Source organism: Streptomyces sp. NPDC002209 (assembly GCF_042890265.1).
In the GTDB taxonomy this organism is placed as follows: Bacteria; Actinomycetota; Actinomycetes; order Streptomycetales; family Streptomycetaceae; genus Streptomyces.
The window spans coordinates 110,181-129,915 of the sequence record NZ_JBIARX010000005.1 but is presented as its reverse complement, the minus strand read 5'-3'; the positions used below and the strand labels follow the sequence as shown (position 1 = coordinate 129,915).

General features: G+C 72.4%; 18 protein-coding genes. 10 read left to right on the top strand and 8 right to left on the bottom strand.

What is annotated here, in order from left to right:
- Positions 1-194: 194 nt before the first annotated feature.
- Together ACFYXK_RS12220 and ACFYXK_RS12215 are read left to right on the top strand one after the other, a co-directional pair.
- Positions 195-2,198: a discoidin domain-containing protein gene (locus ACFYXK_RS12220; protein WP_389411331.1), complete on the top strand. Its 2,004-nt coding sequence runs from the start codon at positions 195-197 to the stop codon at positions 2,196-2,198.
- A 102-nt stretch (positions 2,199-2,300) separates the two neighbouring features.
- A complete protein-coding gene (locus ACFYXK_RS12215) occupies positions 2,301-2,930 on the top strand; it encodes a TetR/AcrR family transcriptional regulator (protein WP_389411053.1) in 630 nt (209 codons plus the stop codon).
- 51 nt (positions 2,931-2,981) lie between these two features.
- Here ACFYXK_RS12215 and ACFYXK_RS12210 read toward each other — a convergent pair whose 3' ends face one another.
- Positions 2,982-3,941 carry a LysR family transcriptional regulator gene (locus ACFYXK_RS12210; protein WP_389411052.1) on the bottom strand — a complete coding sequence of 320 codons (960 nt, stop codon included), beginning with the start codon at positions 3,939-3,941 and terminating at the stop codon, positions 2,982-2,984.
- 159 nt (positions 3,942-4,100) lie between these two features.
- Here ACFYXK_RS12210 and ACFYXK_RS12205 point away from each other — a divergent pair, with 159 nt between their 5' ends.
- Positions 4,101-7,598, top strand: a complete 3,498-nt coding sequence (locus ACFYXK_RS12205; RefSeq protein WP_389411330.1) for a M28 family peptidase — start codon at positions 4,101-4,103, stop codon at positions 7,596-7,598.
- An 84-nt stretch (positions 7,599-7,682) separates the two neighbouring features.
- On the opposite strand, the gene ACFYXK_RS12200 is transcribed toward ACFYXK_RS12205, so the two are convergent.
- Positions 7,683-7,961: a hypothetical protein gene (locus ACFYXK_RS12200; protein ID WP_383510709.1), complete on the bottom strand. Its 279-nt coding sequence runs from the start codon at positions 7,959-7,961 to the stop codon at positions 7,683-7,685.
- Between the two features lie 151 nt (positions 7,962-8,112).
- Here ACFYXK_RS12200 and ACFYXK_RS12195 point away from each other — a divergent pair, with 151 nt between their 5' ends.
- Positions 8,113-9,390, top strand: coding sequence for a VWA domain-containing protein (locus tag ACFYXK_RS12195; protein ID WP_389411051.1), 1,278 nt, complete (start codon positions 8,113-8,115; stop codon positions 9,388-9,390).
- Entirely contained in the window at positions 9,390-10,220 is an 831-nt protein-coding gene (locus ACFYXK_RS12190) for a hypothetical protein (protein WP_389411050.1), read from the top strand. Before ACFYXK_RS12195 ends, ACFYXK_RS12190 begins: the two co-directional genes overlap by 1 nt.
- 52 nt (positions 10,221-10,272) lie before the next feature.
- On the opposite strand, the gene ACFYXK_RS12185 is transcribed toward ACFYXK_RS12190, so the two are convergent.
- From ACFYXK_RS12185 to ACFYXK_RS12175, 3 genes are all read right to left on the bottom strand, one after another.
- A complete protein-coding gene (locus ACFYXK_RS12185; protein ID WP_389411049.1) occupies positions 10,273-11,025 on the bottom strand; it encodes a hypothetical protein in 753 nt (250 codons plus the stop codon).
- 62 nt (positions 11,026-11,087) lie between these two features.
- On the bottom strand, positions 11,088-11,741 hold the full coding sequence (locus ACFYXK_RS12180; RefSeq protein WP_389411048.1) for a response regulator: 654 nt from the start codon (positions 11,739-11,741) through the stop codon (positions 11,088-11,090).
- The gene (locus ACFYXK_RS12175; protein WP_389411047.1) at positions 11,729-12,976 is read right to left on the bottom strand and encodes a histidine kinase; all 1,248 of its coding nucleotides are present in this window, start codon (positions 12,974-12,976) and stop codon (positions 11,729-11,731) included. The genes ACFYXK_RS12180 and ACFYXK_RS12175 overlap by 13 nt, the downstream gene beginning before the upstream one ends.
- 177 nt (positions 12,977-13,153) lie before the next feature.
- Here ACFYXK_RS12175 and ACFYXK_RS12170 point away from each other — a divergent pair, with 177 nt between their 5' ends.
- Positions 13,154-13,555 (top strand): LPXTG cell wall anchor domain-containing protein, encoded by a 402-nt coding sequence (locus ACFYXK_RS12170; RefSeq protein WP_389411046.1) that lies wholly within the window; start codon positions 13,154-13,156, stop codon positions 13,553-13,555.
- Positions 13,556-13,614: 59 nt separating this feature from the next.
- Here the strand turns inward: ACFYXK_RS12170 and ACFYXK_RS12165 are convergent, their stop codons facing one another.
- On the bottom strand, positions 13,615-14,283 hold the full coding sequence (locus tag ACFYXK_RS12165) for a DUF2278 family protein (RefSeq protein WP_389411045.1): 669 nt from the start codon (positions 14,281-14,283) through the stop codon (positions 13,615-13,617).
- Positions 14,284-14,427: 144 nt separating this feature from the next.
- On the opposite strand from ACFYXK_RS12165, the gene ACFYXK_RS12160 reads away from it, so the two are divergent.
- The 3 genes from ACFYXK_RS12160 (at position 14,428) to ACFYXK_RS12150 (ending at position 16,584) form a co-directional block, all read left to right on the top strand.
- On the top strand, positions 14,428-15,099 hold the full coding sequence (locus tag ACFYXK_RS12160) for a DUF6445 family protein (protein WP_389411044.1): 672 nt from the start codon (positions 14,428-14,430) through the stop codon (positions 15,097-15,099).
- A gap of 188 nt (positions 15,100-15,287) precedes the next feature.
- On the top strand, positions 15,288-15,953 hold the full coding sequence (locus tag ACFYXK_RS12155) for a molybdopterin-dependent oxidoreductase (RefSeq protein ID WP_389411329.1): 666 nt from the start codon (positions 15,288-15,290) through the stop codon (positions 15,951-15,953).
- The gene (locus ACFYXK_RS12150) at positions 15,937-16,584 is read left to right on the top strand and encodes a cytochrome b/b6 domain-containing protein (protein ID WP_389411043.1); all 648 of its coding nucleotides are present in this window, start codon (positions 15,937-15,939) and stop codon (positions 16,582-16,584) included. The genes ACFYXK_RS12155 and ACFYXK_RS12150 overlap by 17 nt, the downstream gene beginning before the upstream one ends.
- Positions 16,585-16,636: 52 nt before the next feature.
- Here the strand turns inward: ACFYXK_RS12150 and ACFYXK_RS12145 are convergent, their stop codons facing one another.
- Both ACFYXK_RS12145 and ACFYXK_RS12140 read right to left on the bottom strand, forming a co-directional pair.
- Positions 16,637-18,205: a hypothetical protein gene (locus ACFYXK_RS12145; protein ID WP_389411042.1), complete on the bottom strand. Its 1,569-nt coding sequence runs from the start codon at positions 18,203-18,205 to the stop codon at positions 16,637-16,639.
- 151 nt (positions 18,206-18,356) lie between these two features.
- Positions 18,357-18,551: a hypothetical protein gene (locus ACFYXK_RS12140; RefSeq protein ID WP_053790200.1), complete on the bottom strand. Its 195-nt coding sequence runs from the start codon at positions 18,549-18,551 to the stop codon at positions 18,357-18,359.
- 200 nt (positions 18,552-18,751) lie between these two features.
- On the opposite strand from ACFYXK_RS12140, the gene ACFYXK_RS12135 reads away from it, so the two are divergent.
- A complete protein-coding gene (locus ACFYXK_RS12135; protein ID WP_389411041.1) occupies positions 18,752-19,708 on the top strand; it encodes a fibronectin type III domain-containing protein in 957 nt (318 codons plus the stop codon).
- Positions 19,709-19,735: the final 27 nt, after the last annotated feature.

The following is a 19,735-nucleotide window of genomic DNA, read 5'->3' as shown; positions in this document are numbered from 1 at the left end:
GACTCTTGACTCTGCTCGCACCAGTCGCGATTCTCATCGCACTGCCTGCGCGGGACATGACAATTCACCGGCTCTCTCCGACGGTCTGCGTCCTCGACCGCGCCATCCGCCTCCCGATGACGTGAGTGATGACCATGACCCGAGCCCCCCGCACCAGGCGCAGGCCCCTCGCGCTGCTCGCCCTGCTCTTCGCCATGGTGGCCATGGCCCTCGGCCCCGCGCCCGGCGCCGCCGCCGAAGCCGATCCCGGCTGGTGGAACCCCACGGCGCGGCCCGCGCCCGACTCCCAGATCAACGTGACGGGCGAGCCCTTCAAGGGCACCGACGCCCAGGGACAGGTACGGGGCTTCGTCGACGCCCACGACCACATCATGTCCAACGAGGGCTTCGGCGGCCGGCTCATCTGCGGCAAGGCGTTCTCCGACCTCGGGGTCGCCGACGCGCTCAAGGACTGCCCGGAGCACTACCCCGACGGCACACTCGCGATCTTCGACTTCATCACCAAGGGCGGCGACGGCAAGCACGACCCCAACGGCTGGCCGACGTTCAAGGACTGGCCCGCCCACGACTCGCTGACCCACCAGCAGAACTACTACGCCTGGATCGAGCGGGCCTGGCGCGGCGGCCAGCGCGTACTCGTCAACGACCTCGTCACCAACGGGGTGATCTGCTCGGTCTACTTCTTCAAGGACCGCAGCTGCGACGAGATGACCGCCATCCGCCTCGAGGCGCAGAAGACCTACGACATGCAGGCCTACATCGACAAGATGTACGGCGGCCCGGGCAAGGGCTGGTTCCGCATCGTCACGGACTCCGCGCAGGCCCGCGACGTCATCCAGCAGGGCAAACTGGCCGTGATCCTGGGCGTGGAGACCTCCGAGCCGTTCGGCTGCAAGCAGATCCTGGACATCTCCCAGTGCAGCAAGGAGGACATCGACCGCGGCCTCGACGAGCTGCACCGGATCGGCGTCCGCAGCATGTTCCTCTGCCACAAGTTCGACAACGCCCTGTGCGGGGTGCGCTTCGACGAGGGCGCCCTGGGCACGGCGATCAACGTGGGGCAGTTCCTGTCGACCGGCACCTTCTGGAAGACCGAGCAGTGCGCCGGACCGCAGCACGACAACCCGATCGGCCTGGCGGCTGCGCCCTCGGCGCAGAAGGAGCTGCCGGCGGGCGTGTCCGTCCCCTCGTACGCGGCCGGCGCGCAGTGCAACACCCGCGGTCTCACCGACCTCGGCGAGTACGCCGTGCGCGGCATGATGAAACGCAAGATGATGCTCGAAGTCGACCACATGAGCGTCAAGGCCGCGGGCCGGGCCTTCGACATCCTCGAGTCCGAGTCCTACCCGGGCGTGATCTCCTCGCACAGCTGGATGGACCTGGGCTGGACCGAACGCCTCTACAAGCTCGGCGGGTTCGCCGCCCAGTACATGAACGGTGCCGAGGGGTTCAGCGCGGAGGCCGCGCGCACGGACGCGCTGCGCGACAAGTACCACGTGGGCTACGGGTACGGCACCGACATGAACGGGGTCGGCGGCTGGCCGGGCCCGCGCGGCGCCGACACCCCGAACCCGGTGAAGTACCCCTTCCGCAGCACCGACGGCGGCTCCGTCATCGACAGGCAGACCACCGGGCAGCGCACCTGGGACCTCAACACCGACGGCGCCGCGCACTACGGCCTGGTTCCCGACTGGATCGAGGACATCCGGCAGGTCGGCGGCCAGGGAGTCGTGGACGACCTCTTCAAGGGCGCCGAGTCCTACCTGCGCACCTGGGGGGCGTCCGAGCAGCACAAGGCCGGGGTCAACCTCGCCGCGGGCGCGCCCGCCTCGGCCAGCTCCGCCGAGTGGAACCCGTTCGTCAGCTACGCGCCCGGCCGGGCGGTGGACGGCAACACGAACACCCGCTGGGCGAGCGACTGGAGCGACGACCAATGGCTCCGGATCGACCTCGGGTCCCCCGGCCTCGTCAAGCGCGTCACCCTCGACTGGGAGCGCGCGTACGGGAAGTCGTACCGGATCGAGGTGTCCGCGGACGACGTGAACTGGCAGACGGTGTGGTCCACGACCTCCGGTGACGGCGGCCTGGACACGGCGCAGTTCGCCGGCGTCCCCGCCCGCTACGTACGGGTCCACGGGGTGGGGCGCGGCACGCAGTGGGGGTACTCCCTGCACGAGGTCGGCGTCTACAGCAGCTGACGGCGCCGGGGCAGCGCGGCCGGGGCCGGCCGGATCGGATCGTCCGGTCCGGCCGGCCCCGGCCGTCCGCCGCAGTACGCGAACGAAGGGAACCGAATCCCCATGGCACGGATGCCGTTGGCGCAGCGGCGCCGGCAGCTGACCGAGGCCGCGATCCGCGCGATGACCCGCGACGGCGTCCCCAGGACGACGACCCGGTCCATCGCCGCCGAGGCGGGCGTGTCGCTGAGCGTCTTCCACTACTGCTTCGATTCCAAGCAGGCGCTGCTCGAATCCGTCATCGAGACGATCACCGAGCACTACCTGACGGTGGTGAAGGAGGCGATCCGGCCGCGCACCACCCTCCGGGAGACCGTCCGGGCCGGCTTCCAGGCGTACTGGGACCACGTCTGCGCCCATCCCGCCGAGCACATGCTCACGTACGAACTCACGCAGTACGCCCTGCGCGAGCCGGGGTTCGAGCATCTGGCCCGGCGGCAGTACGAGCTGTACTGCGCGACGTACGGCGAGCTCATCGAGCAGGTCCGGCTCGGCATGGAGTTCGAACTCCGCGTCCCCGTCCCCGTGCTGGCCCGCTACCTTGCAGCGATGACGGACGGGCTGACCTTGAACTTCCTCGTGCTCGGCGACGCCGCCGCGGCGGCGGAGATCCTCGACATGGTCACCGACCACGTCGCGGGCCTGGTCCATGCCGAGCGGCTCGTGCCGGACTCCGCCGGCGCCCCCGTCTGAGGGCCCGGCCCCGGCACGGCGCCGGCCGGGGGACCGGCCCGGGGACCGGCCTCACCCGAGGACGGGGTGGGATTCCGGGTGGGCGTCCCACCAGGTGCGGTGGAAGGGGTTGTTGTCCACGTTGGCCAGGTACGCGCCGGCCGCCGCGCGGTACAGGGTGTCCGCCTGTCCGGCGGAGACCGACGAGCGGTTCCAGGCGAGGCGGATGCGGCCCGTGATCGGGGTGCCGAGCAGCGGGCGCATCACCGTGCCCTCCACCGCGGGGGCCGTCGGCTGGGTGAGGGAGATGGCACGGCCCGCCGCCACCAGGTCGTGGCGCATCTTGCGGTCGGTGATCCGGTAGCGCAGCGAGGGGACGAAGCCGGCCTTCGCGCAGGCCTCGACCAGGGCCTCGGGGCCGCCGTCGTCGTCCTCCACCAGGGTCATCCACTGCTCGTCGGCCAGTTCGGCGAGGTCCAGGGCCTCCCGCCCCGCCAGGGGATGGCGGGTGGACATCCGGATGCAGAACGGCTCCTTGGGCACCAGGGTCCGGGCCAGGACCCCCTGGGGCAGGGCGACCTCGTGGTCGTTCACCTCGCCGTAGACGATGACGTCGTAGTGCCCCGCGCCGAGCATCCGTACGAGCGCGGTCACCGAGTGCTCCACGTCCACGGTTATTTCCCGCCCGGACAGGGTCAGGTCCGTCCGCGTGAGCAGGCCGTCGATCAGGACGAGCAGGATGCAGCCGAGCCGCAGCGGGGCGTCGGTCGCCATGGCGCGGGTCTCGGCGCCGAGGGTCTCCATCTCGGTGAGCACGCGGCGCGCCTTGGCCAGGACGAACTGGCCCAGCGGGGTGGGCTCCACCCCGTGCCGGCCGCGGACGAAGAGCTCGCCGCCCGTGACCCGTTCGATCCTGCGCAGCTGCGCGGAGAGTGCGGGCTGGGAGACCCCCAGCCGGCGGGCCGCGCCGCCCAGACTGCCGGACTCCGCTATCTGGCACACGGCTTGCAGATGCCTCAACTCCAGCTGCATTCCGGCAGCTTACGCAGCGTGACCCCACCACACCATAACGCGGGTCTTATGCGCGCAGAGATGTCCCAATCTCGCCATGTCCACGCCCATACTCGGCGCGAACAGCCAGCCGCACCCCCCACACACGATCGGAGTGGACTCTTGCAGCCCACCAGATGGATGGCTTCCGTGGCGGCCATGGTGCTGACCGCGGGCCTCGCCGGCACGCTGGCCACCGCCGCGTCCGCCTCGCCACAGACCGGGTCCGCACCCTCCCCGCAGGCCAGGTCCGCCGAGCGCGCGGTCGCCGCCGCCGACGCGGCGGTCCGCAGCGGTCTCGACACCCTGGTCAACTCGCCCCAGCAGCAGTACGACAGGCGCCTGGTCACCCCCTGGGTACAGGACCTGTACTCCGTCTCCTACGAGCGCAGCTACCGCGGCCTGCCGGTCGTCGGCGGCGACGCGGTCGTCCTCGCCGATGGCGAAGGGCACGTCCGCGCCCTCCAGTCGGCCTCCTCCACCGTGATCGACGTGGCGACCACCCCCTCCGTGACCGCGAAGGCGGCCGAGGCCACCTCGCGCGCGGAGCTGGCGAAGGTCGACAAGGTGCTCGAGAGCCGCCTCGTCGTCAAGATCAAGGACGACAAGCCGGTCCTGGCCTGGGAGACCGTCCTCTCCGGCAACACCAGGACGGCGCCCAGCAAACTGCACGTCTTCGTCGACGCCCGCACCGGCAAGGTCGTCGACCGCCACGACGAGGTCGTGGCCGGCAGCGGCACCAGCAAGTGGAACGGCCCGAACCCGCTCACCATCTCCACCACCGCCTCGGGCGGCTCGTTCTCGCTGAGCGACCCGAACCGGCCCGGACTGAGCTGCGCGGACTACAGCACCGGCAGCGTGTTCACGAAGTCCTCCGACTCCTGGGGCACGGGCAACGCGACGTCCAAGGAAACCGGCTGTACGGACCTCATGTTCGCCGCCCAGAAGCAGTGGGACATGCTGAGCCAGTGGCTGGGCCGCAACGGCGTCAGCGGCAACGGCCGCAGCTTCCCGGGCAAGGTGGGCCTGGGCGACCTCAACGCGTACTGGGACGGCAGCTCGGTCACCATCGGGCACAACAGCGCCAACGAGTGGATCGCCGGGATCGACGTGGTGGGCCACGAGTACGGGCACGCCATCGACTCCAACACCCCCGGCGGCACCAGCGGCCAGGAGTCCGGGCTCGGCGAGGCCACCGGCGACATCTTCGGCGCGCTGACCGAGGCGTACGCGAACGAGCCCGCCCCGTACGACACTCCGGACTACACCGTCGGCGAGATGATCAATCTCCAGGGCAACGGTCCGATCCGGAACATGTACAACCCGCCGGCCGTCAACAACGACCCGGCCTGCTACAGCTCCGCGATACCCGGCACCGAGGTGCACAAGGCCGCGGGTCCGCTGAACCACTGGTTCTACCTGCTGGCCGAGGGCAGCAGCCCGGGCGGCGGCAAGCCGAACAGCCCCACCTGCAACCAGTCCACGGTCACCGGCGTGGGCGTGCAGAACGCCGGCAAGATCTTCTACGGCGGCATGCTCCTCAAGACCAGCAGCATGTCCTACAAGAAGTACCGGACGGCGACCCTCAGCTCCGCCAAGTCGCTCGACCCGACGACCTGCAACCTGTTCACCAGGACCAAGGCCGCCTGGGACGCGATCAGCGTGCCCGCCCAGTCCGGCGACCCGACCTGCACCCCGAGCGGCCAGAACGACGACTTCTCGATGACGCTGAACCCGTCGTCGGGCACCGTCCAGCAGGGCGCCTCGGTCACCACCACCGTGGCCACGAGCACCACCACCGGCCAGGCGCAGCAGGTGACCCTCACGGCCACCGGCCTGCCGTCCGGGGTGACCGCCTCGTTCAACCCGGCCACCGTGCAGTCCGGCCAGTCCTCGACCCTGACCCTCTCCGCCACGTCCAACGCGGCGCCGGGGTCCTCCACCGTCACGGTCAAGGGCCAGGGCCCGAGCCTCGCGCACACCGTCGACTACACCCTGAACGTCGGCGGCACGCCGCCCCAGAACGACCCGCCGAACATCAACGTGGCCAACGTCCAGGCGCACCTGGCCCAGCTGAACACCATCGCCTCGCAGAACGGCGGCAACCGCCGGGCCGGCAGCGCCGGTTACACCCAGTCCGTGGCGTACATCAAGGGCAAGCTGCAGGCGGCCGGCTTCACCGTCACCGAGCAGAACTGCACCTCCTGCACCTACCCGTCCAACAACCTGATCGCGGACTGGCCCGGCGGCCCGGCCGACCAGACCGTCATGTTCGGCTCCCACCTCGACAGCGTCTCGGCGGGCCCGGGCATCAACGACAACGGCTCGGGCTCCGCGACCCTGCTGGAGAACGCGCTCGTCCTCGCGCAGAAGAACCCCACCCTGACCAAGCACGTACGGTTCGCCTGGTGGACCGACGAGGAGCAGGGCCTGAACGGCTCGGAGTTCTACGTGGGCCGGCTCAGCAGCGCCGAGAAGGCCGCCATCAAGGGCTACTACAACTTCGACATGGTCGCCTCGCCCAACGGCGGCTACTTCATCAACAACCTCAACTCCGCCACCGCCGCGCCGCTGAAGGCGTACTGGGCCTCGCTGAACCTCGCCCCCGAGGAGAACACCGAGGGCCAGGGCCGCAGTGACGACTACTCCTTCCAGCAGGGCGGCATCCCCACCTCCGGCTACGCGGCCGGAGCCAGCGCCCGCAAGACCTCGGCGCAGGCCACGAAGTGGGGCGGCACCGCGAACGCTGCGTACGACGCCTGCTACCACAGCTCCTGCGACACGACCGCCAACATCAACGCGACGGTCCTGGACCGCAGCGCCGACGGCGTCGCCTACACGATCTGGAAGCAGGCCGTCGGCGGCGACACCCCGGCGCAGGACTTCTCGATCGCCACCTCCCCGGCCGCCGGCTCCGCCGACCCGGGCACCAGCGTCACCTCCACGGTGAACACCACCACCGTGAGCGGCAGCCCCCAGTCGCTCGCCCTGTCGGTCTCCGGCGCCCCGTCCGGCGTGACCGCGACGCTCAGCCCGACGTCCGTGCAATCCGGCAGCTCCTCGACGCTCACCGTCCAGGTCGGCGCGGGCACCGCGCAGGGCACGTACACCCTGACCGTGACCGGTACCGGCACGGTCGCCCACAGCACCACCTACACGCTGACCGTCGGGGGCGGCCAGGGCACGTGCACCCCGCGCCAGGTCGTCGTCAACGGCGGCTTCGAGAGCGGCAGCAGCCCGTGGACCGCCACGTCGGGGGTCATCACCAACCAGTCGGGCCAGGTCTCGCACAGCGGCTCGTACATGGCATGGCTGACCGGCTACGGGACCTCCCACACGGACAGCGCCTCGCAGTCGCTGACCCTGCCGGCCGGCTGCGCCACGGCACGGCTCGCCTTCTACCTGCACATCGACACCGACGAGAACGAGAGCGTGGTGTACGACCGGTTCACCGTCTCGGTGGGCGGCCAGACCCTGGAGACCCTGTCCAACCTGGACGCGGCCCCGGGCTACGTGCTCAAGAGCTACGACGTGTCCCGGTTCGCCGGCCAGAGCGTCACCCTGAAGTTCCAGGGCGTGGAGGACCAGTCCCTCCAGACCTCCTTCGTCGTGGACGACGTCACCCTCCAGGCGAGCTGACGCCCGCCTGACCTCCTCCCGAGCGGCGCGTGCCCCGGCTCCACGGCCGGGGGGCGTGCCGCTCGGCCGTGTCGCCGGCAGGCGTCAGTAGTGGCGCGGGGACATGACCTGGGGAGCGGCGTCCGGGGCCTCGAGGACGCAGCGCGGGAGGCCCGGCCCGGGTGTCGCGCGGACGGACACCGGCATCGGCGGCTCGGTCGGCAGCTCCACCTGCACCGTGACGGGCCGGTCGTGGTGCGTGGTGCCGTGGCCGGTCTCCTTGCCGTCGACCAGGATCTCCACCTCGACGTGGTGGCCGGTCTCGACGGTGGCGCTGACGGAGTGCCCCGCATGATCGATGTGGAAATGATGGCGTCGTCTCATGAGGTCGCCTCCGTCGGGGCACTGCGCACCGTTCCCCCGTCCAGCGTAACCGCGGGCGGCGCCGACAGCAGGTCGGCGCCGGTGGCGCCGGGGCGGGCGGGGTTCCCCGGAGCGTTTTGGTTTGGGGGTGGATCCTCAATACGATCCGGCGATGATCACAAGAAAATGGGTGGCGGCCGGGGCCTGCGGCCTGTTGGCCACTCTGGCGGTCGGGCTCTTCCCGGCGAATGCCGCTGCCGGCGAACCGGTGGCGAAGGAGTCCCCCAAGGTCGAGCTGGTCCTCGACGTCAGCGGCTCGATGCGGGCGACCGACATCGACGGCAAGTCCCGGATGGTGGCGGCGAAGCAGGCCTTCAACGAGGTACTGGACGCCACACCGGACGAGGTGCAGCTCGGGATACGGACCCTCGGGGCCACCTATCCCGGTGACGACCGGCAGCTCGGCTGCAAGGACACCAAGCAGCTCTACCCGGTCGGCAAGCTCGACCGGACCGAGGCGAAGACGGCGGTGGCCACCCTGGCCCCCACCGGCTGGACGCCCATCGGGCCGGCCCTGCTGGGCGCGGCCGAGGACCTCAAGGGCGGTGACGCCACCCGGCGGATCGTGCTCATCACGGACGGAGAGGACACCTGCGCCCCGCTCGACCCGTGCGAGGTGGCGCGTGACATCGCGGCCCAGGGCATCCACCTGGTCATCGACACGCTCGGGCTCGTCCCGGACGCCAAGACGCGCAACCAGCTGATCTGCATCGCCGAGGCCACGGGCGGCACCTACACCTCGGTGCAGCACACCGCCGAGCTCTCCGGCCGCGTCAAGCAGCTGGTGGACCGCGCGGCCACCCCGGTCGTCACCCCGGTGGCGACCGAGGGCGCCAAGCAGTGCGCGGGCGCCCCGCAGCTCGGCGCGGGCCTGTACACCGACCGTGAGACGTTCGGCGAGCACCGCTGGTACCGGGTGGACGTCAAGCCCGGCCAGGAGCTGCGCGCTTCGGTGAGCATCGCCGCCGACCGGGCCGTCAACAACGACTACGGCGTCATGCTGCGTGCGACGACCGTGCACGGGCGGGAGATCGTCCGCGGCTCGGAGGCGGGCGACGGACGGACGGACATGATCTCCGCCGGTCTGCGCTATCCGAAGGCCGAGCTCGACTCCGACGCCGACGAGGACGGCAAGTCCGCGACGGAGACCGTCTGCCTGCAGATCAGCAACTCCTTCTCGGCGCCCGCCTCGGTGAAGACCACGCCGGGCCTGCCGGTCGAGCTCACCATCGACCTGGTCGACGGGCCCGACGACGCGTCCGACGCGGCGTCGTTCGGCCTCGGCCGCGGCTGGTGGCTGCTCGGCGTGCTGGTGCTCGCCGGTCTCGTCGCCGGTCTGCTGTGGGGCTGGATCTCCCGCTGGCGTATCTCGGTCTGGAGGACCAACTGATGCGTACCGTACGCACACTGACCGCAGCCGCCCTCGCCGTCGGCGGTGTGCTCGCCATGTCCGGCGCGGCCGCGGCGGACACCCCGTCGGCGAGCGCGAGCCCGAGCCCCGGCGGCAAGGCCTCCGGGCCGACCGAGGCGGGCACGGCGTTCCGTACCGCCACGGCGATCCGGCCCGGCCAGCGGGCCACGGCCGACGCGTCCACCGGTGACTACCTCTACTGGGTGGTCCCGCTGGACTCCGGGCAGCGGGCCACGGTCAAGGCCACGGTGAAGCTGCCTCCGGCGGCGAACCGGCACGGCGCCTCGACCTGGCAGCTCGACGTCTACGACGGGCTGCGCCGCCGCCAGGCGTGCACGTACGGCACGCAGCAGGCCGCGGCGGCCAAGGAGGCCGCCTCGGTCGAGCTCTCCTGCACCCTGCGCACCGTCCGCCCCGGCGCGGAGCCCTGGGCCAACGACCCGCTGCCCGGCAGCTACTACGTCCGGCTGACCGTCGTCGGCGTGGCCGAGGAGGACCTCGGTCTTCCGGTACGGGCCGAGGTCGAGGCCTCCACCAGGGACACGGGAGGCGCCTACGCGGTCGACGGCGCCCTGGCGGCGCCGCTCGTACCCGGTATCGGCAAGACCGCGCAGGCGGTGTCCGGGAGCTCGGCGAAGCCGCAGCCGGCGGCCGTCGGGGAGCCGGCCGACGGCTGGTCCGGCGGACGCTGGTCCGACCGCTGGGTCTGGACCGCCGCGGGCGGACTGCTCGGCGCCCTCGCCGGCATCTTCGGGTACTCCCTCACCCGCGGCACGGGCCGCCCCTCCCGGGTCCCGCCCCGCGCCTGACCGCCCCGGCGGCCACGGCACGCGCCGTGGCCGCCCGGCGCGGCCCCGGGGCTCAGTAGCCCGCCTCGGCGCTGCCCGAGTCCGCCGAGATGTCCAGCCGGCCCGGCGCGGCGGGGTCGTGCAGGGCGGGTACGACCTCACAGTGGCCCGACCCCGCACGGGCCGTGACCCGGAACCGGGTGGCCGTGGGCACGGTGAGCCGGATGTGGCCCGCGCCCGCCCGGGCGGTGACCCGCTGCGGCGGGGCGGCGAAACGGGCGACGGCAGAGCCCGCCCCGGCCCGGAGCTCGGCCTGCGGTGAGGTGAGCCCCGAGGCCTCGAGCGAGCCGGAGCCGACGCTCGCCCGCAGCGGTCCGCTCAGTGCGGTCAGCCGGAGCTGGCCCGTACCCACCTCGGCGTCGACGGCGCCGCCCAGCCCGCTGATGTCCACCGTGCCGGAGCCCGCGGTCACCTTCACCGGAACTCCGGCGGGCACGGTGACGCCCAGGTCGACCGAGCAGCCGAGGCCGGATTCCACCACGGCCCCGACCGCCGGGCAGCGCGGCGTCAGCTTCAGGGTGTCGCCGAGCCAGCTCTCCTCGATCTCCGGAGCGGTCAGCGACCAGCGCACCTCGGCCCGGTAGACCACCTGCCGGTCGGCGCGGGGGGTGACGCGTACGTCGGCGCCGCCCGCGTCGATCTCCACTGCGGCCACCGCCCGTTCGCCGCTGCCGCCGCTCAGCGTCCCGCTCTCGGTGGACGTGTACGCCCAGACCTGCCAGGCGGCCGGGGCGACGACGAGCACGGCGCTCAGGACCGCGGCCACGATCCACGCCGCTCTCCGCGGACGCCACCCGCCCGCGGCTCCGCTCCCGCCGCCGCCCCCGCTCACGAGGTCCCGTCCAGGAAGCGCAGCACCGCCAGCACGCGCCGGTGGTCGCCGTCGGCCTGCGGCAGGTCGAGCTTGGCGAGGATGTTGTTGATGTGCTTGGCGACCGCGCTCTCGCTGATGACCAGCCCGCCCGCGATACCCGCGTTCGAGCGGCCCTCGGCCATCAGCGCGAGCACCTCCCGCTCGCGCGGGGTGAGCCGTTCCAGCGGGTCGATGCCCCCGCCGCGGCGCAGCAGCAGCTGCGAGACGACCTGCGGGTCGAGCGCGGTGCCGCCGGCCGCGACCCGTTTGAGCGCGTCGATGAACTCCTCGACGTCGGCGACCCGCTGCTTGAGCAGGTACCCGATGCCCCCGGTCCGGCTGGCCAGCAGATCGGCGGCGTAGCGCTCCTCCACGTACTGGGACAGCAGCAGCACCGAGGTCCCGGGCCACTGACGCCGGATCATCAGGGCGGCGCGCACGCCCTCGTCGGTGAAGCCGGGTGGCATGCGGACGTCGACCAGGGCCAGGTCGGGCCGGTGTTCGGCGACGGCGGCGAGCAGGCCCTCGGCGTCCATCGTCTCGGCGGCCACCTCGAATCCGGCCATTTCGAGGACCTTGACCAGCCCTATTCGCAGCAGCACCGAATCCTCGGCGATCACAGCCCGCACGGCAGCTCCACAGTCACGACGGTCGGGCCCCCGAGGGGGCTGTTGATCAGGATGGTTCCGTCGACCGACCCTACGCGTTTGCGCAGGCCCACCAGTCCGGTGCCACGGGCCGGGTCCGCGCCGCCCACCCCGTCGTCGGTGACGGTGATGCGCAGCAGGTCGCCGTCCCGGCGGGCCTCCACGCGGCAGCGGGAGGCCTCGGCGTGCTTGGCGACGTTGGCGAGGGCTTCGGAGACGACGAAGTAGGCGACGGCCTCGACGGTGGGACCGGGCCGGTGCGCCAGCTCCACGGTCAGTTCGACGGGCAGCGGCGCCCGGGCAGCGATCCCGGAGAGGGCCGCGTCCAGTCCCCGGTCCTCCAGGACGGCCGGATGCAGGCCTCGTACCAGGCTGTTGAGCTCTTCGATGGCCTCCTTGGCCTCGCGGTGCGCCTCGTCGATCACGGCCTTCGCCTCGGGCGGCAGGTCGGTGAGCGTGGCGCGGGCGATGCCGAGGTTCATGGCGAGGGCGACCAGCCGCTGCTGGGCGCCGTCGTGCAAGTCCCGTTCGATCCGGCGGCGTTCGAGGTCGGCCGCGTCGAGGACGCCGGCCCGGCTCTCGGCGAGGTCCTCGACGCGGCGCTCCAGTTCCTTGGCCCGGTTGGGTCCGAGGAGGGCGGCAGCGGCGAAGGCGTCGAGCCGGGCCAGGGCGGCGGCCAGCCAGGGGGTGGCCAGCAGCAGCAGGGCGCCGAGCACGGTGACGGCGTCGTAGCCCCGGGTCCAGCCCAGGTCGCGGTCGCCGACGGGCACCAGCCACGACCAGGCGTACACGCTCGCCCCGGCCGCCCCGCACGCCCAGGCGAGGACGATCAGGGCCCCGCCGGCGCCGGCGAGCGGGCTGACGAGCAGGTGGTACCCGTACTGCCGCCAGGTCGACTCGGAGCGCAGCCGTTCGAGCAGCCCCCGCGGGCGCAGCGGCCGGTGCGCGTACCGGACGGCGGGTATCTCCAGCTCCAGCAGCTCCCGGAACCGGCTGCGTTGCAGCAGGGTGAGCAGCGGGCTCAGGACCAGCACCACGAGCAGTGCGGCCGCCGCCCGGCCGGGCGCCACGACCGCGCACGTGAACACGGACGCGGCCGGCAGGGCCGTCGGGATACCGGCGGCGGTGAAGGCGGTGCTGCGCCAGGCCCACGCCGACCAGGGAGCGTGGCCGGCGATCCAGCTGGTGGTACGCCTCAGCGCCCCGGAAAGTCCCATGCCCGTACGGTAATCGCACTGGTCAGAGCCGTACCACCACCCTGGTGCCCGCCCGGTGGTGCAGCCAGTGCCACCCCCGGTCCGGACGGTGCCGCTACTGATTTCGGACCTCCGCGCGACCAGAGTTGCCGCCGTACCCGGAGGACGGACCGCCGGGCCGGAAGGAGCTCCACCGCCATGACCCTCGTCGCCCCGCGCTTCCGGGCCCGCCGCGCTCCCCGGCTGGCCACGCTGCTCGGCGGAGCCGGAGTGGCTCTCCTGCCCTGGATGGTGGTGCTGTCGAAGACGCTGCCGCAGACCGCGGAGGTCTCCAACTGGTCCACCGCCTGGATCGGGCTGGACGCCATGCTGGCCGCGGGGCTGAGCGGTACGGGTCTGCTGCTGGGACGGCACGATCCGCGCGCGGCGCCGCTGGCCGCGGCGACGGCCGCGCTGCTGGTGGCGGACGCCTGGTTCGACGTGACGACCTCGGCTCCGGGCAGTGCCCGGGCAACGGCCCTGGTCCTGGCCCTGTGCGCGGAACTGCCGCTCGCGGCAGCGTGCGCGGCGGTGGCGGCCCGCCGCCCGCACCACGTCTAGGTCGTCTCTTTAGGATCTTGCCGGGCAGCGCAGGTCAGGCAAGATCCGGAAGAGACGGCCTAGGGCGCCTGGACCGGGTGGCCGTCGGCGTCGGTGGGTTCCGTCTGGGTGGAGAACGCGGAGACGAACACGTCGAACAGGCCGTCCGGGCGCCGGGTCAGCACGGCCCCGTCCTGCCAGACGCCGTTGTCCGCCCACCACCGGCTGCCGTACGGATCGCCCTGGTTCCGGTGGATGTTGTGCATGCCGAGCCCCTCGGCGGAGGGCTCGCCGAAGACCAGGACCGGTCGGCCGGGGACGAGGATCGGCTCCAGCGCCTCGGAGGCCTCCAGGCAGGAGCCGGAGATCCAGGGCCGGGGCGGGTTCAGCCGGTCCAGGATGCGCTGGTACCACTGCGGCGGGTGTCCGCCGAGGAGGCAGCCGGGGCGGTCCGCGAGCGCCGGGTGTCGGAGCTGGTCGAGCGCGCCCGAACCGGAGGCCCGGGCGAGATCGCGGTACCCGGGTGCCGGCGAGGCGACGGGGTCGAGCACCGAGGCGTGCAGGGTGAAGACCTTCCACCGGATCCCGGCCGTGGCGTTCCTGCCGTCGACGTCGACGGCGCATGCGTAGCGGCCTGCGGGGGCGTCGACCTCCAGGTGGACGCGGAACCATCGCCCCTGGTCGTCCGGCCGTTCACGGAAGTGGCGGTGCAGGGTTCCGGACAGCACTCCGTAGTTTTCGAGCGGCATGCCGCCAGTGAACCACCCGCTCCGCCCGGCGACGGGCGCCCCCGGGCGTGTCCGCCCCATCTCGGCGTCCATGGGGAACACTTGACGGAACGTTGACCGGCTCCGGAGCGAGCCGCACCGCGGCCGGTGGCTACGGTCCCTCCCATGCCCCTACCTCCTCCTCCCCTCCCGGTCCTCCCGTACCGCAAGCCGACCCGCGGGCGCGACTACTGGGTACTGGACGACGTGCTGCCGGATCCCGACGCCGTACGGCAGCGCTGCCTGGCCAAGGACGACTGGACCGAGGGCTATCCGCACAAGCCCGAGAGCTGGCCGGGACTGCGCGCCATGCCGGGTCTCGAGCCCGAGGAACTGGCCCTGGTGGAGCGGCTGGTGCGGAAGTCGACCGGCGCCCCGAGGATCTGGGCCGAGCGGCCCGCGGGGGCCGGCACGTTCAACCACAACTGCGTCCAGGTCGTCGGCGAGGGCGAGTCCGAGCCGCGCCCGCACACCGACTCGCGGACCCTCTGCCGCTATGCCGCCGTGCTCTACCTCAACCCGAAGGTCCCGAAGGACTGCGGGACGAGTTTCTACCGCCAGAGCCTGCCCGGCGGCGCCCTCGGGGGCAACCAGGTGATCGCACCGCACAACAACCTGGTCGACGCGCTGGGCACCCGCTTCGTGTCCCCCGACTCCTTCACCGAGGACGTACGGGTCCCCCACCGCGCCAACCGGCTGCTGCTCTACTCCGCGAACCTGATCCACAGCGCCACCGGGTACTTCGGGCAGACCCTGGAGGAGAAGCGGATGACCGCCGTCTTCTTCTGGAAGGCGTAGACCGCGCACGGGAGGCGGGAAAGGTGTGACGGAAGTCTGACGGACACCCGCCGGCCCTGGTGCGGGGCCGCCGCCGGTGGTCGAATCGGCCCGTGAGCCCAGCACCCGCACCCGTACCCGCACCGCCCCCGCCCGACCCCGACCCCGACGGTCAGGGCGCGCCGGTCGGCCGCCGCCTGGTCCTCGGCATGGTCGGGCTCGGCGCGGCCGGACTGGTCGGCGCCCCCTACCTCCAGGGCGGTTTCGAGACCTTCCTCGGCGCGGCCGCCGACAAGGACCCCACCGGCCTCACCGGCCTGCTGCCGAACGGCGGCGGGTTCCGCTACTACTCGGTGGCCTCCTCCGTCCCCCGACGCGGGCCCGAGAACTACCGGCTCACCGTCGACGGCCTGGTCGACCGCCCCATGGCGTACACCCTCGACGCACTGCAGCGGCTTCCGCAGACCCGGGTCGTACGGGACGTCCAGTGCGTCACCGGCTGGCGGGTTCCCGGCACCCCGTTCGAGGGAGTGCCGCTGGCCAGGCTGCTCGACGCCGCCGGGGTGCGACCCGAGGCCCGGGCGATCCGCTTCAGCTGCTTCGACGGCACGTACACCGAGAGCCTCACGCTCCCCCAGGCCCGCCGGGACGACGTCATGGTGGCGCTGCGCATGCAGGACCAGCCGTTGGGCCACTCCCACGGCGGCCCGGTCCGGCTGTACGTCGCCCCCATGTACTTCTACAAATCGGCGAAGTGGCTCTCCGGCATCACCCTGACCCGTGACGTCGAACCCGGCTACTGGGAGCGCCTCGGCTACGAGGTCGACGCCTGGGTCGGCCGGTCGAACGGACGCGACGATGCTCCTACGGTCTGAGCCCGCGCCGGAGCGCGCCCCGCAGCCCGGGCGGGTCCGCCGGTTCAGCCGCGCCGAGCGGTGGATCCACCGGGCCACCGCTGCGCTGATGGGTCTGTGCACCGCCTCGGCGGCCTGCCTGTACCTCCCGCAGCTCGCCGAACTCGTCGGCCGCCGCCACCTCGTCGTCACCGTGCACGTCTGGTCCGGGCTGCTGCTCGTCCTGCCGTTCCTGCTGGGGCTCGCCTCGCGGGCCTTCCGGGCGGATCTGCGGCGCCTGGGCCGGTTCGGGCCGCACGACCGGGTCTGGCTGCGGGCCGCCCTGCGGCGTGACCGGAGGGCTGCGCGGCCCGCCGGGAAGTTCAACGCCGGGCAGAAGGTGTACGCGGGCTGGCTGGCCGGGGCGGTGCTGGTGATGGCGGGCACCGGCGTGCTCATGTGGTGGACCGGCCTCGTCCCGGTCGTCCGGCGCACCGCCGCCACGTTCGTCCACGACTGGCTTGCCCTCGCCGTCGGGCTCGTGCTCGCCGCTCACATCGGCAAGGCCCTGGCCGATCCCGAGGCCCGGCGCGGGCTGCGCACGGGGTCCGTCGGCCGCGCGTGGGCCGAGCGCGAACACCCGCTGTGGCGGCCCGAACGGCCCGGGGAGTGAGGGGGGCCGGCCGGCACGGATCGCGTGCCGGCCAGCTTCGCTGCCGTCGGCCTCAGCCGCCGTCGCGGACCGCGACGATGCCGTTGAAGACGCCGACGTACGCCGTGCCGTCGGGGCCGAGGGTGATCGGCGCCCAGTTGTTGTCGTACAGGGGCCCGGTGCCGGTCAGCTGCCGCCAGCGGCGCTCGCCGGTCCGGAAGTCCACCGCCGTCAGGTACCAGGCGTCGATGCCCAGGGCGTTGGGCTCCTTCTCGTAGAAGTAGAGCAGCCCGTTCGCGGTGGACAGCTTCGGGACGACGGAGGGCGCGCGGATGCCGCTCTGCCACACCGTGTCGCAGCCGCTGCCGTCGGCGCGGACGTCGATCCGGCTGATACCGCCGACGACCGATTTGCCGAGCAGCAGGCTGGTGAGGTTCTCGTAGCCGTAGTTGTTCTCGACGACGATGCTGTTGCCCCAGGTGATCAGGGAGTTGTCGGTGGTCGAGGCTCCGCGGGCGAACACCGGGACCTTGCAGACCAGCCGCCGGTCGGCCGGGACGTCCGCGCCGCGCCGGTAGACCAGGACGTTCATGCGGTCGTCGGCGTTGTCGGTGATGGCGACGTAGCCGTTGCCGAAGAGGTCCGGGGTGGTGCCCGAACCCTGGTTCACGGAGCCGGGTTTGGTTCCCGTACCGCGGTCGTAGGTCTGGCGCCACTGCACTTCGGGGGTGCCGTCGGCGGCGGCGCGGAAGCTGTAGAGCGCGTGGTCGGAGACGATCGACACACCGTCCTCGGCGACCGAGAAGGAGTTCTGGATCTCCTCGCCCGGCAGCCGGACCGAGCGGATCTGCGAGGTCCCGGGATCCACGGTGCCCACCCGGCCCTGCCGCGTGACCCACCAGATGCGGCCGTTCCAGTCGGGCATCACGGAGGTGACGGGGTCGCAGGTGCCGCTGGGGCGCAGATTGGTCCAGGTGACGCAGTCGTGCGGGACCTGGCCGGTGAGGTCCCAGTCGTCGTCGACGGCGAACGTCCAGCTGCCGTCCGGCTGCTGCGTGTGCGAGAGGCGCAGGATGTGCTGGCGGGAGTCGGCCAGGACGGCCCGGTCCTCGTGGTCGAGGTAGAAGTACGCGCCGCCCGAGGTGTCCTTGAAGATCTTCGAGAAGTCGAGGGAGGTGATCGCCTCGACCGTCGAGGAACGCTGCGGGAGCTGGTGTTCCGCGAGGGTGGCCAGCGTGCGGGGATCGAGGAGCTTGACCTTGAAGCCGGAGAAGGTGCCGCACACCGTGACCAGCCTGCCGCCCGCGTCGAAGGTGGCGGTGGCGCATTCGCCGCCGAGTGCCGCGATCTTCTCGCTGGTCACCCGCGGGTTCCTGCCGAGCGGCCCGGACCAGGGGGAGGTGGCGCTGCCCCCGGCGTCGGAATGCATGCCGCTGCGGCCGTTGGGCGCGAGGAAGGGGTGCTGGGGCGGGGCTTCGCCGGGCAGCGGGGCGGCGGCCGCGGGGGCGCCGTCGTAGTGGCTGACCAGGCGGTGGCCGGGTGCCTGGGGTATCTCCTCGGCCTGCGCCGGGGAGATCCCGTACATCGCGGTGAACACGATGAGGGCGGGGACCACGGCGCAGTTCAGCGCTCTTCGGAACATCCGGACTTCCTCCGTTCTCTTCAGTTTTATTGACAGTGCGTATGACATCGCGCCGCCGCCAGACGCTAGATCGCACCGCACGAGGAGTCCATGGAAGAGCCGGATGATTCACGAAGGCGCAACAGTTGATCAAGGCGGGCCGGCCGCCGGCCTACGGGCGCAGGCCGGAGACCACCTGGGCCGTGGCCGACAGGCCGTCGTGGATGGTTGCCGCCATGCTGCTGCTCGCGAGGTAGAAGCCGAGCAGCGCGCAGACGAGGGCGTGGGAGAACTTGAGGCCGCCGCTGCGCATGAAGATCCACGCGAGGACGAGGAGCAGCACGACCACCGAGAGCGAAATCACCATCGATACCTCCTTAGGCGGCGCCATCGTGGCGCAGGAAGGGGTGCCTTCGGGCGAAACCCGTGTCCGCCGTACGGGTGTTGACCGTCCGTGACGGGCGATCGGTGCTTGACGATCTCCTCCCGGGTATTGCCGCACCGCCCGCGCCCGTGCCATATATGTCTAGACCTTTACGAGGAAGCGGATGCCGAGGAAGGCCCCCCGTGCGACGCACCGCCCCCCTGCTCGCCCTCTGCCTGGCCGCCACCGGGCTCACCGCCTGCACCGCGGCCGACACGACGCCACCGGCGGCCCCCGCCGGGATCACGGCGCAGGCCGGCAGCGCCACCTCCGTGCACGTCATGTGGCAGGCGGCGGCCCCTGCCGACGGGGTGACCAACTACCAGGTGTTCCAGGCGGGCCGTCTCGTGCGCGAACTCCCGGCCGACAGGACGATGGTGGACATCACCGGCCTCGCCCCGCAGACCGCGTACGCCTTCACCGTCCGGGCCCGGGACGCCGCCGGCAACGCCTCCGCCCCGAGCGCGTCCGCCGAAGCCACCACCGCGGCGGCCAAGGCCGAGGACCGCCTGCCGCCCACCGCCCCGGCCCGCACCACGGGCCGGGCCGACGGGCCCCGGGCCGCCACCCTGTCCTGGGCGGCCGCGACCGACGACACCGGCGTGACCGCGTACGACGTCTACCAGGGCGGCGTCCGGATCCACACGGCCGGCCCCGGCGAGAGCAGCACCACCCTGACCGGCCTCCAGCCTGACACCGTCTACACCTTCACCGTCCGTGCCCGCGACGGCGCGGACAACTCCTCCCCCGACGGCCCGGCGGTGGACGTGACCACGCCGCCGTCCGCCGGCCAGGGCCCGGGCACCGCGCCCGGCCAGTTCACCGCGACCGCCTCCCCCGGCGCCGTCACGCTGACCTGGACCGCCCCGGACACCGGCCGCCCGACCGCCGAGTACGAACTCCACGTCAACGGAAGGCCCGTGACCGTCATCCAGTTCGGCGCCGGCGCGGTTCCCCCGTCCGGGGCCACCCGGGTGGAGCACCGGCTCACGGTGACCGAGCCCGCCGGCACGCAGTGGACGCTCAAGCTGCGCGCCAGGCTGCCCGACGGCAACTGGGGGGCGTTCTCCGCGGAACGGCGCATCGTACTCGTGGCATGAGGCGGACGGCGGATGTCCCGGCAACGT

Excerpts from the sequence above, each read along its gene's own strand:
- ACFYXK_RS12190 (WP_389411050.1), top strand. The coding sequence starts at position 9,390 with ATGCGTACCGTACGCACACTGACCGCAGCCGCCCTCGCCGTCGGCGGT.
- ACFYXK_RS12205 (WP_389411330.1), top strand. The coding sequence starts at position 4,101 with ATGGCTTCCGTGGCGGCCATGGTGCTGACCGCGGGCCTCGCCGGCACG.
- ACFYXK_RS12210 (WP_389411052.1), bottom strand. The coding sequence starts at position 3,941 with ATGCAGCTGGAGTTGAGGCATCTGCAAGCCGTGTGCCAGATAGCGGAG.
- ACFYXK_RS12175 (WP_389411047.1), bottom strand. The coding sequence starts at position 12,976 with ATGGGACTTTCCGGGGCGCTGAGGCGTACCACCAGCTGGATCGCCGGC.
- ACFYXK_RS12155 (WP_389411329.1), top strand. The coding sequence starts at position 15,288 with ATGGTCGGGCTCGGCGCGGCCGGACTGGTCGGCGCCCCCTACCTCCAG.
- ACFYXK_RS12160 (WP_389411044.1), top strand. The coding sequence starts at position 14,428 with ATGCCCCTACCTCCTCCTCCCCTCCCGGTCCTCCCGTACCGCAAGCCG.
- ACFYXK_RS12220 (WP_389411331.1), top strand. The coding sequence starts at position 195 with ATGGTGGCCATGGCCCTCGGCCCCGCGCCCGGCGCCGCCGCCGAAGCC.
- ACFYXK_RS12150 (WP_389411043.1), top strand. The coding sequence starts at position 15,937 with ATGCTCCTACGGTCTGAGCCCGCGCCGGAGCGCGCCCCGCAGCCCGGG.
- ACFYXK_RS12165 (WP_389411045.1), bottom strand. The coding sequence starts at position 14,283 with ATGCCGCTCGAAAACTACGGAGTGCTGTCCGGAACCCTGCACCGCCAC.
- ACFYXK_RS12200 (WP_383510709.1), bottom strand. The coding sequence starts at position 7,961 with ATGAGACGACGCCATCATTTCCACATCGATCATGCGGGGCACTCCGTC.
- ACFYXK_RS12215 (WP_389411053.1), top strand. The coding sequence starts at position 2,301 with ATGGCACGGATGCCGTTGGCGCAGCGGCGCCGGCAGCTGACCGAGGCC.
- ACFYXK_RS12145 (WP_389411042.1), bottom strand. The coding sequence starts at position 18,205 with ATGTTCCGAAGAGCGCTGAACTGCGCCGTGGTCCCCGCCCTCATCGTG.
- ACFYXK_RS12195 (WP_389411051.1), top strand. The coding sequence starts at position 8,113 with ATGATCACAAGAAAATGGGTGGCGGCCGGGGCCTGCGGCCTGTTGGCC.
- ACFYXK_RS12140 (WP_053790200.1), bottom strand. The coding sequence starts at position 18,551 with ATGGTGATTTCGCTCTCGGTGGTCGTGCTGCTCCTCGTCCTCGCGTGG.
- ACFYXK_RS12170 (WP_389411046.1), top strand. The coding sequence starts at position 13,154 with ATGACCCTCGTCGCCCCGCGCTTCCGGGCCCGCCGCGCTCCCCGGCTG.